Origin of the sequence: Roseiarcus sp., assembly GCF_052145395.1 — a bacterium.
GTDB lineage: Bacteria > Pseudomonadota > Alphaproteobacteria > Rhizobiales > Beijerinckiaceae > Roseiarcus.
Genome location: NZ_JBKQOT010000458.1, coordinates 1 through 9,401 on the forward strand (window position 1 = coordinate 1; position 9,401 = coordinate 9,401).

Here is a 9,401-nt window from a genome sequence, read left to right on the forward strand (position 1 = left end):
GTGCCGGTCACCATCCATATCGCGCTGTCGGAAGCGCCGAAGGCGCTCACGCGCGAGCTGATCGTAGAGACGGGGCGAGTTGTCGATCGCGATCTCAGAGCGCGGTTCCATCTCCCCCGGCCCCGCCTCGCTATCGCCGGGCTCAACCCACACGCCGGCGAGGGCGGCGCTATGGGGCGCGAGGAGATCACGATCATCGCGCCGGCGATCGGGGCCCTGCGCGCCGAGGGAATCGACGTCATCGGCCCGCTGCCGGCCGACACCATGTTCCACGCCGGCGCGCGCGCTCGCTATGACGTCGCGTTAACCATGTATCACGATCAGGGCCTCATCCCGGCGAAGACTCTCGCTTTCGACGAGGGCGTTAACGTCACCCTCGGCCTTCCGTTCGTGCGCACTTCGCCCGATCACGGCACGGCCTTCGATATCGCGGGCCGCGGCGTCGCCAATCCGGCGAGCCTGATGGCGGCGCTCAGGCTCGCCGACCGGCTGACGCAATGACGCTCGCCGCGGACGGGCTGCCGCCGTTGCGCGAGGTGGTGGCGCGCTGCGGGCTCGACGCCCGCAAGGCGCTCGGCCAGAATTTCCTTTTCGACCTCAACCTGACCGGCAAAATCGCTCGCGCGGCTGGTCCGCTCGCTGGCGTGGCCGTCATCGAGATCGGCCCCGGCCCCGGCGGCCTGACCCGCGCGCTCCTCGCCGAAGGCGCAAAGACAGTGATCGCCATCGAGCGCGACGAGCGCGCGCTGCCGGCGCTCGCCGAGATCGCCGCCCATTGGCCGGGAAGGCTCCAAGTCATCGCCGCCGACGCCGTGACGGTCGAGCCGGAGACGCTGATCGCGCGGGCCGGCGGCGGCCCGATCCGGATTTGCGCCAATCTCCCCTATAACATCGGGACGCGGCTCTTGACCGGCTGGCTGGAGGTCGAACCGTGGCCGCCATTCTTTGACCGGCTGACGCTCATGTTCCAGCGCGAGGTCGCCTTGCGCATCGTCGCCACGCCCGCCGAGCGCGCCGACTACGGGCGGCTCGCCGTGCTGGCCGGCTGGCGCGCCGACGCGCGTATTTTGTTCGACGTGCCGCCGTCCGCTTTCACCCCGCCCCCGAAGGTCGTCTCCAGCGTCGTTGAACTCGTTCCGCGCACAAAGCTCGACCCCTGCGATCCACGGCTGCTCTCCGCCGCCGCCCAGGCCGCTTTTGGGCAGCGGCGCAAGATGCTGCGCCAATCGCTCAAGGGATTCGCGGTCTCTCGCGGCATGGACATTGCTCAACTCCTCGCTGCCGCCGACATCGACCCCACGTCGCGCGCCGAGGAGGTCGAAATCGCGGGTTTCGTGCGCCTCGCGCGCGCCGCCGCGCACGGCCAGCCGCCTCTCAAGCGTGAACCGGCGCTCGCGGGGCGCGGCGGACGGGCCTAGACTTGGGCGAGGCGCGAGCCCACGCCGTCCAACGCCGGCGCGGATCAAACTGTGACGAGGAGAGCCGTCAGTGTTCATCAACACTCCCATGGCGAGGAGGCAGTGGACCGGTCTCGACGACGAGCATCTCGCCAGCATCGGCTTCGTCAATTTCGGCTGGAATGCGCTGGAAAGAAAATTCGCATCGCTAATCTGGGTGACGGCCGGCTGGGACCAGGACGTTGGCGAACTCGTTATCGCGAGCCTCGGCAATGTCTCGCTCGTGAAGCTCTTCACCAACCTCTTGAAGCAGGAGCTAAGGCGCTGGCCGGATCGGTTGCTCTGGGCTCAGGCCGCACAGACGGGCGCACTGTTCGACGAGATCCGGGAAGCCCGGAACGACGTCGTCCATTGCTTCTTCCATTCCGATCCCACGAAGGGGATCGAGGGCCATTACAAGGCTTCGACCCGCAAGACCGCGACCGGAACCGCCGAATTGCGCACCGTCGCCATGGGAAAGTCTGACATCGAAGATCTGTGCGCCGCGATCTCGGACTGCTTGGAATCGATTGACGACCTGGTCCTCAAGATCTGGTTTCGCCGGCGGTTCCTCGCCGCCGGCCCCGAGGCGCGAGCGGCCGGCGAGCGCGACTACGACGCGGCTGTCCACCGATGGCGCGCCCCTCCCTTCGACGTGAGGCGCTTGCGGATCTATCCGAAGAAACGGGCCGGTCAGGGCGAGCCGTCGAACGTCGAGCGGGAGTCCCGGCTGGCGGACGACCGGACGTCCGATTAGAGCCGGGCGTATCAGCTGCGCGCCTCCCCTCTTGCGATCATCCAGACCTTTGCTCCCGAAGCGTGTCCGATCGGAGGGTTAAAGCAACGCGGCCACTCTGGGCTGCGTGCCGCCCTCAGGGCGTGGCGCTGGAACGCCCCCGATTTTCCATCGCCGGCTTGGCGAAGCCGCTGATCGCTCAGCAAGTCGGGGCGCGATCCTCCGCTCACAAAGTCATTTGCGTCTGAATCACCAGCGCGACCAGCTTCCCCTCTTCGGTTTCGACGCGGGTCTGGATCACCTGCGTCCGCCGCCCGCGATGGACGACGGCGCAGGCGCCGAGGAGCGACGTTCCGGCGCGGGCGGCGCCGACAAAGTTCGTCTTGCTCTCCAAAGTCGTCGTGCCTGCGGCGCCTTCCGGCAGGGTTATGAAGGCCAGGGCCCCGCCGAGCGTGTCGGCGAAGCTCATGATCGCGCCGCCGTGGGCGACGCCGCCGAGCGTGCAGAGGTCGGGGCGAACGACCATGCGGGCGGAGACGCGATCCTCATCGGCGGCGACAAACTCCAGTCCGAGAACGCCAGCGAATGGAAGCGGGTTGGCGCGTATTCGATCGAGCGGGGTCATGGGCGGCCTCCCTGGCTTGGCTTCGGGAACATGGGACGACGAGGCCATCTTGGCCAGTCCCGGGCGGTTCCGAGCAGCGGGAGGCCGCGAGCGACAAGTTTCCCTCGCGCGTCTTCGACGCCGCCGTGGACTTGCTATAACGCGGCATGCGCCCGTCGCTCCTCGATCCCCTGTTCGCCCCGGCCGCGACGCTTCCCGGAATCGGGCCCAAGAACGCGAAACTGTTCGACCGAATGCTCGACCGGCCGCAGGGCGCGCGCGTCGTCGATGTCCTGTTCCACCTTCCCTATGCGACCCTGGACCGCCGGTCCCGCCCGAAAATCCGCGACGCCGTCCCAGGGACCGTCGTCACAATCCAGGCCCGGGTCGTGGAGCATCGGGCGCCACAAACCCTGCGATCGCGCGCGCCGTTCAAGGTTCTGGTCGAGGACGACACCGGCGATGTCGAGCTGGTGTTCTTCCTCGCCAACCCCGAATGGGTGCGCGCGCGCCTGCCGGTCGGGGCGACGCGCTGGATCTCCGGCAAGCTCGAACTTTACGACGGCGTCCGGCAGATCGTTCACCCCGACCGGGTGATGGACGCGGAGGAACTCGCCCGCCTGCCCGCGGTCGAGCCGGTCTACGCGCTGACCGAAGGCCTTTACCAGCGCACCGTCGCGCGTGCGGCCGACGGCGCGCTGAAGCGCCTGCCGAGCCTGCCCGAATGGATTCCTGAGGAGGCGCTGGAAAGCCTGAAACTCCAGGGCTTCGCCGAGGCGCTCGCGGCGATGCACCGGCCGGGCGCGCCCGAGGACGTGGACCCGGCCGGCTCGGCCATGACGCGCCTCGCCTACGACGAGCTTCTGTCGAACCAGCTCGCCCTGCTCCTGGTGCGGGCCCGCATGCGGAAGGCCCTCGGCCGCGCGCATGTCGCCGAGGGGACGCTCGGCCGCCGCCTCGAGGCGGCGCTGCCGTTTTCGCTGACCGGCGCGCAACGCCAGGCGGTGGAGGAGATCCGGGCCGACCTCAGAGCGGAAAAGCGCATGATCCGGCTGTTGCAGGGCGACGTCGGCTCGGGCAAGACCGTCGTCGCGCTCCTCGCCATGGCCGAGGTGGTCGAGGCCGGCCGGCAGGCGGCGATGATGGCGCCGACCGAGGTGCTAGCGCGCCAGCATTTCGATCGCATGGCGCCGCTCGCTGACACGGTTGGCCTGCGCATGGCGCTGATGACCGGGCGCGACAAGGCCTCCAAGCGCCGCGAGACCCTGGCGGCTTTGGCGGCGGGAAAGCTCGACATCGCCGTCGGCACGCACGCGCTTTTCCAGGAGAACGTCGTTTTCGCCGATCTCGGCCTCGCGGTCGTCGACGAGCAGCACCGCTTCGGCGTCCGGCAGCGCCTTGCGCTCGCGGACAAGGGCAAGGCGGTCGACCTTCTGGTGATGACCGCCACGCCGATCCCGCGCTCCCTCGTGCTCGCCTATTTTGGCGACATGGACGTCTCGGCCTTGCGCGAGAAACCACCCGGCCGGCAGCCGATCGACACCCGCGCCATGCCGATCGAGCGGATCGACGAGGTCGTCGCCGGGCTGTCGCGAGCGCTCGGCCAGAGCGCGCGCGCCTATTGGATCTGCCCGCTGGTCGAAGAGAGCGAGACGCTCGACGTCGCCGCGGCGGAAGACCGCGCGGAGGCGTTGCGGTCGATCTTCGGCGGGGCGGTCGGGCTCGTGCACGGCCGGATGGCCGGGCCCGACAAGGACGCCGCGATGGAGCGCTTTGAGCGCGGCGAGACGAAAGTTCTGGTCGCGACCACGGTCGTCGAGGTCGGCGTCGACGTCTCGGAGGCGACGATCATGATTGTCGAGCACGCCGAGCGGTTCGGCCTCGCCCAGCTGCATCAGCTGCGCGGACGGGTTGGCCGGGGCGCAGGCCGCTCGAGCTGCCTCCTGCTCTATAAGGGGCCGCTCGGCGAGACGGCCAAGGCGCGGATCGAAACCCTGCGCGCAACCGAGGATGGGTTCCGCATCGCCGAGGAGGATCTCCGCCTGCGCGGTGAGGGCGACGTGCTCGGCGCCCGGCAGGCCGGCGCTCCCGGTTTCCGCTTCGCCCGGCTCGATGTCCATGGCGCTCTCCTCGCCCGGGCGCGCAGGGGCGCCGAGGCCGCGCTCGCGCTGAGCGACCGGCTCGCGACCGACGAGGGACGGGCGCTGAGGCTCCTGCTCTACCTGTTTGAACGCGACGAGGCGGCGAAACTCCTCGAGGCCGGCTGACCCCTCGCTCCGGATTCGTGATTTGCCCGGCGCAGCCGGGCGCGGTAATTTTCGGGCGATCACGCAATCGTGGGAATGCGCGGCGCCCAGGCGATGAACCTTCGCGGTGACTTGCGCGTTAGGACGACAAGATCATCACATCATCGGCCGCGCCAGGCGGCTTACAACAGGCAGGGGTGGCGCCATTCTTGAGATGAGCGTCCCATGGCGAACGCAAAGCGTGTCGGCGACATCGATTTCTGGCGGGGAGCCGTGCTGGTCGCGATCCTCGTCGACCATATCCCGGGCAATGTGCTCGAATCGTTTACGCCGAGGAACTATGGGCTTTCCGACAGCTCCGAGGCCTTCGTATTCATCTCCGGCCTTTCGGTCGGAATGGTCTACGCGCCCCGCGCCCTTTCCCGCGGCTTCGCTACGGTTGCGCGCGGCTGCCTGCAGCGGGCGCTGAAGCTCTACGGGGCGCATATCGCGCTGACTCTGTCCGCGCTCGCCATTTTCGCGTTCGCATTCTGGGTGAGCGGCGTGGATGAACTCATCCAGGCGCATGGCCGTTCCTATGTGTTCGAGCAGCCTGCAGCCGGGCTCGCCGGCCTCGCCTTCCTGACCCATCAGCTCGGCTACTTCAATATTCTACCGCTCTACATCGTGCTCATGCTGTGGGCGCCGGTCGCGCTCGCCTTGGCGATGCGAGACGTCCGACTGGCGCTCGCGGTGTCGGTGGGGATCTATGTCGCGTCGCGCACCTACGGACTGCATCTGCCGAACTGGCCGGAGCCCGGCGCCTGGTTCTTCAATCCCTTTGCGTGGCAACTCGTCTTCACCATGGGGCTCGTTTCGGCCGTGATCTGGCGCAAGGGGCCGCCCCGGGCGGACATGGGCCTGATCGCCACAAGCCTTGTGCTCCTCGCACTCGCGGCGTTCGTTGCGACGAACGCCGCCGGCGCGGCGCCGGGCTTGCGGGATGCAACCTTCTCGCGGCTCGACCTCGCAAAGCAGGACCTTGGGCTGGCGCGACTCGTGCACTTCGCGGCGCTCGCCTACCTGATCTCCGTTGCGCCCCAGGTTGCGCCTCAGATGAAGCGCATCGTCGACAGCGCCGCCGGCCGGGCGGTCCAGCGCCTCGGCCGCAATGGACTGGCGGTCTTCGCCGCGGGCTGCGTCATAACCGCGCTGGCCCAGGCGGCGCTCGGCGCTGGACAACCTTATTTCTCGGCGGGGGTTGAGCAACTCGCCGGACTCGCGTACACGCTAGCGGGCCTAGCCGCTCTCTTTGCTCTTGCCCGCTGGATCGAGTGCAGAAACACGTCCGTCCCGCCCTCCGCCATGGTTCCTTCGGGAGCCGTTTAGCCGGTCTGGCCTTGGTCGCCGGGGCGAGTCTGCTATTCGGCGCCGGCTCCGCGTGTGCGGACGAATGTCCGGCCGCGCCGGCAGAATTCGACGCCAACAGCGCCAAGCTCGCCAGTCTCGACAGCGGCGCGGACCGCAAGCTGGAAATTCTCGCCATCGGGTCTTCGTCCACCGCAGGCATAGGCGCGAGTACGCCCTCTCACGCCTACCCCGCGCTGCTTGCGGACGAACTGGGGCGCGAAGACAAGATCGCCGCCCAGGTCAGGAACGCCGGCGTCGGGGGCGAACTCGCGGCCACGACGCTGCAGCGGCTGAAGGCGGCCCTGAAGAGCGGCTGGCCCGAGTTGGTGATCTGGCAGGTCGGGACCAATGACGCCCTCGTCGGGGTGGACGAGGCGTTGTTCCGCGCCACCGTCGAGAGTGGCATTGCGGCGGCGCGGGCGGCCAAGGTCCCCCTCATGCTGGTCGGCCCGCAATTCACGCTGAAGACGCCAGACGTGGAGCGCTACGAGCGCTTTGTCGGGATCGTCAATGAGATCGGCGAAAAACTGCGGGTTCCGGTGCTGTCGCGCTACGCGATGATGAAACAGTGGGGCATGAAAAAGGCGCTAGCCCTGCTTTCGGGCGACGGACTGCACATGAACGATCTCGGCTACCGGTGTCTCGCTCATGCGCTCGCCGAGGAAATCGAGCACGCGGCCGGAGGCGGCGCCCAGGCCGGCGCGAAGGGTCCGGGCGACCGGTCTTGACGTTATCGTCCGGCGGCTTCAAAGCCTCGGACGACTTCCAGAAATTTCCACGAGGATATCGATGAAGCGGCGGCGCTTCGGGCCCAACGCGACAGTTTCCGCGGTCGGCTTCGGCTGCATGAGCTTCGGCGGCTTCTACGGGCCGACCACCGAGAGCGACTCCTTGCGGGCGCTGGCGCGGGCGCTGGAGATCGGCGCCGACTTCTGGGACACCGCGAACGTCTACGGAGAGGGCCTCAGCGAAACGGTCATCGGCAAGTTCCTGGCCGAGGACCGAAGCCGGCGGGCGAAAATCACCCTTGCGACCAAGTTTGCCATCCGCCGGCTGCCCGACGGGAGGCGTGACCACGACAACAGCGCCGCGCACATGCGAGAGGCGCTCGAAGGCTCGCTGAAGCGACTCGGCGTCGACCAGGTCGATCTCTACTACGTGCATCGGATCGACCGGCGCATTCCCGTAGAGGACACGGTCGGCGAACTCGCCCGCCTCGTCGAAGCCGGAAAGATCGGCGCGATCGGACTATCGGAGATCGCCCCCGACACGCTGCGGCGCGCCTCAGCCGTGCATCCGATCGCCGCCGTCCAGTCGGAATACTCGCTCTGGACCCGAGGTCCCGAATTGGGGCTCGTCCAGGCCTGCGCCGAGACAGGCGCGCTGTTCGTGGCCTTCTCGCCGGTCGGGCGCGGCTCTTTCAGCGGCCTCTTGCAGGACGTCGAGAGCTTCGACCCCAAGGACTTCTTCCGTCACGGCAATCCGCGCTTCCAGGGTCTGAACTGGCGGCGCAACCGCGACCGGCTCGCGCCCTTCCTCGTGCTCGCCAAGTCCTGGGATGTCGCGCCCGCGACGCTCGCCGTCGCCTGGATTCTCGCCAAGGCGCCGCACATCGTCCCGATTCCCGGCAGCCGCACGGCCGAGCACCTGGAGCAATGCGCCGCCGCGGCGGACTTCGAGATCGACGCGGCCCGGCTTGCCGAGATCGAGCGGATCCTGCCGGTCGGCTTCGCCGCAGGCGAGCGATACGCGGACGCCCAGTGGGTCGGCATCGAGAAGTATTAGGGGTCGAAATCAGCGCTGGGTCCCCGACTGTCGATGTCGCGAAGGCAGGAAACGGACCTTTAATGCACCCACCTCATGGCTCACGGCGGAAGGCAGTCGAAGCGGCAAGGGCCAACTGGCACTCAGCTTCCGAAAGGCCGCCAAATCAGCCCGAACGGTTGTCGGTCAGCCCTGAGATCGGAACCGTTAGCCTATTGCCTTAGAGCTGTAAGTGTATAAGCTAGTATACGCAGCTAATCGCGCAGCAGTGATGGTTACCTATGGCTGTCAATCTGACAGAGTCCGCTGAGATTGCGAGCTTATCAGGTCTCTTCACGATCTTGAGTGATTGTAAGCCCGCGCCCGGATACGTCAATATCTATCGTGGTCATTCAGACAAGACGTATAACCTAACGCCATCCCTCTTCCGCAGAAAAGAATATCGTCGTGACGAGAAAAACATCCTCCGCGAGCTGATCTCGATCCAACCGAAGGAATTCAGGGATGACAAGACCGCATTCGAACAATTGGTTCGAATGCAACACTACTCGCTACCAACTCGATTGCTCGACATAACATATAATCCTCTCGTGGCCCTGTATTTCGCGTGCCTTGATCGCCTTCACAAGGACGGCGAGTTCTTCAGATTTTACATCAGGAAATCGAATATTAAGTATTTCGATAGTGACACGGTAAGCTGCATCGCAAATCTGTCGAATCTGACCGGTAGACAGCGTGACGAAATCCGCCATACGCAGGACTCCGAGACGCTTAACGGAAGCGACGTCGGCGAACGTCTCTTGCATTTCATCAAGGTCGAGAAACCATACTTTCTGCCAAAGATCGGGTTGTCTGACCTCAAGAGCATCTTCGCGGTCAAACCGAAACAGACGAATCAGAGAATCCTTGCACAGCAAGGTGCCTTCTTGATTTTCGGACTAAGATCAGCGCTTCGCGGTAACGAGTTCGGCATCGAGGTCTTCCGGACAAAGGTGCCAGCCAGAGCGAAGCGAGACATCCTAGATGAACTGGACGGGATCAACATCAACGCCAGTACGCTTTTCCCGGAGATCGAGTCGGCGGCGAAATACATCATGTCCAAAATCACGCCTGTCAGTGAGACATTCGAGGCTCCGGATTGATCGTTCCAAGGTCTGCCACCTAGGGGCTTTCCCGTTTGCATGCCATCTCTCAAAATCAGCGATTTACAGGCTTGGTTTTTACAT

General features: G+C 66.2%; 9 protein-coding genes. 8 read left to right on the plus strand and 1 reads right to left on the minus strand.

Annotation, left to right across the window (positions count from 1 at the left end; all coding sequences use genetic code 11):
* From ACLP25_RS15585 to ACLP25_RS15595, 3 genes are all read left to right on the plus strand, one after another.
* Nucleotides 1-501 (plus strand): 4-hydroxythreonine-4-phosphate dehydrogenase PdxA (locus tag ACLP25_RS15585; protein WP_442470098.1); only part of this gene is annotated, 501 nt, incomplete at its 5' end.
* A complete protein-coding gene (rsmA, locus tag ACLP25_RS15590; protein WP_442470099.1) occupies nt 498-1,418 on the plus strand; it encodes a 16S rRNA (adenine(1518)-N(6)/adenine(1519)-N(6))-dimethyltransferase RsmA in 921 nt (306 codons plus the stop codon). The genes ACLP25_RS15585 and rsmA, both read left to right, overlap by 4 nt.
* Before the next feature lie 70 nt (nt 1,419-1,488).
* Nucleotides 1,489-2,193, plus strand: coding sequence for a hypothetical protein (locus ACLP25_RS15595; RefSeq protein ID WP_442470100.1), 705 nt, complete (start codon nt 1,489-1,491; stop codon nt 2,191-2,193).
* Between the two features lie 205 nt (nt 2,194-2,398).
* Here the strand turns inward: ACLP25_RS15595 and ACLP25_RS15600 are convergent, their stop codons facing one another.
* Entirely contained in the window at nt 2,399-2,797 is a 399-nt protein-coding gene (locus ACLP25_RS15600) for a PaaI family thioesterase (RefSeq protein WP_442470101.1), read from the minus strand.
* Nucleotides 2,798-2,943: 146 nt separating this feature from the next.
* Between ACLP25_RS15600 and recG the strand changes: the two genes are divergently transcribed.
* The 5 genes from recG (at nt 2,944) to ACLP25_RS15625 (ending at nt 9,317) form a co-directional block, all read left to right on the plus strand.
* Nucleotides 2,944-5,043, plus strand: a complete 2,100-nt coding sequence (gene recG, locus ACLP25_RS15605; protein ID WP_442470102.1) for an ATP-dependent DNA helicase RecG — start codon at nt 2,944-2,946, stop codon at nt 5,041-5,043.
* A gap of 204 nt (nt 5,044-5,247) precedes the next feature.
* Nucleotides 5,248-6,390 (plus strand): OpgC family protein, encoded by a 1,143-nt coding sequence (locus ACLP25_RS15610; protein ID WP_442470103.1) that lies wholly within the window; start codon nt 5,248-5,250, stop codon nt 6,388-6,390.
* An 11-nt stretch (nt 6,391-6,401) separates the two neighbouring features.
* On the plus strand, nt 6,402-7,139 hold the full coding sequence (locus tag ACLP25_RS15615) for an SGNH/GDSL hydrolase family protein (RefSeq protein WP_442470104.1): 738 nt from the start codon (nt 6,402-6,404) through the stop codon (nt 7,137-7,139).
* A gap of 61 nt (nt 7,140-7,200) precedes the next feature.
* The gene (locus ACLP25_RS15620; protein ID WP_442470105.1) at nt 7,201-8,196 is read left to right on the plus strand and encodes an aldo/keto reductase; all 996 of its coding nucleotides are present in this window, start codon (nt 7,201-7,203) and stop codon (nt 8,194-8,196) included.
* A gap of 260 nt (nt 8,197-8,456) precedes the next feature.
* Entirely contained in the window at nt 8,457-9,317 is an 861-nt protein-coding gene (locus ACLP25_RS15625) for an FRG domain-containing protein (RefSeq protein WP_442470106.1), read from the plus strand.
* Nucleotides 9,318-9,401 lie beyond the last annotated feature (84 nt).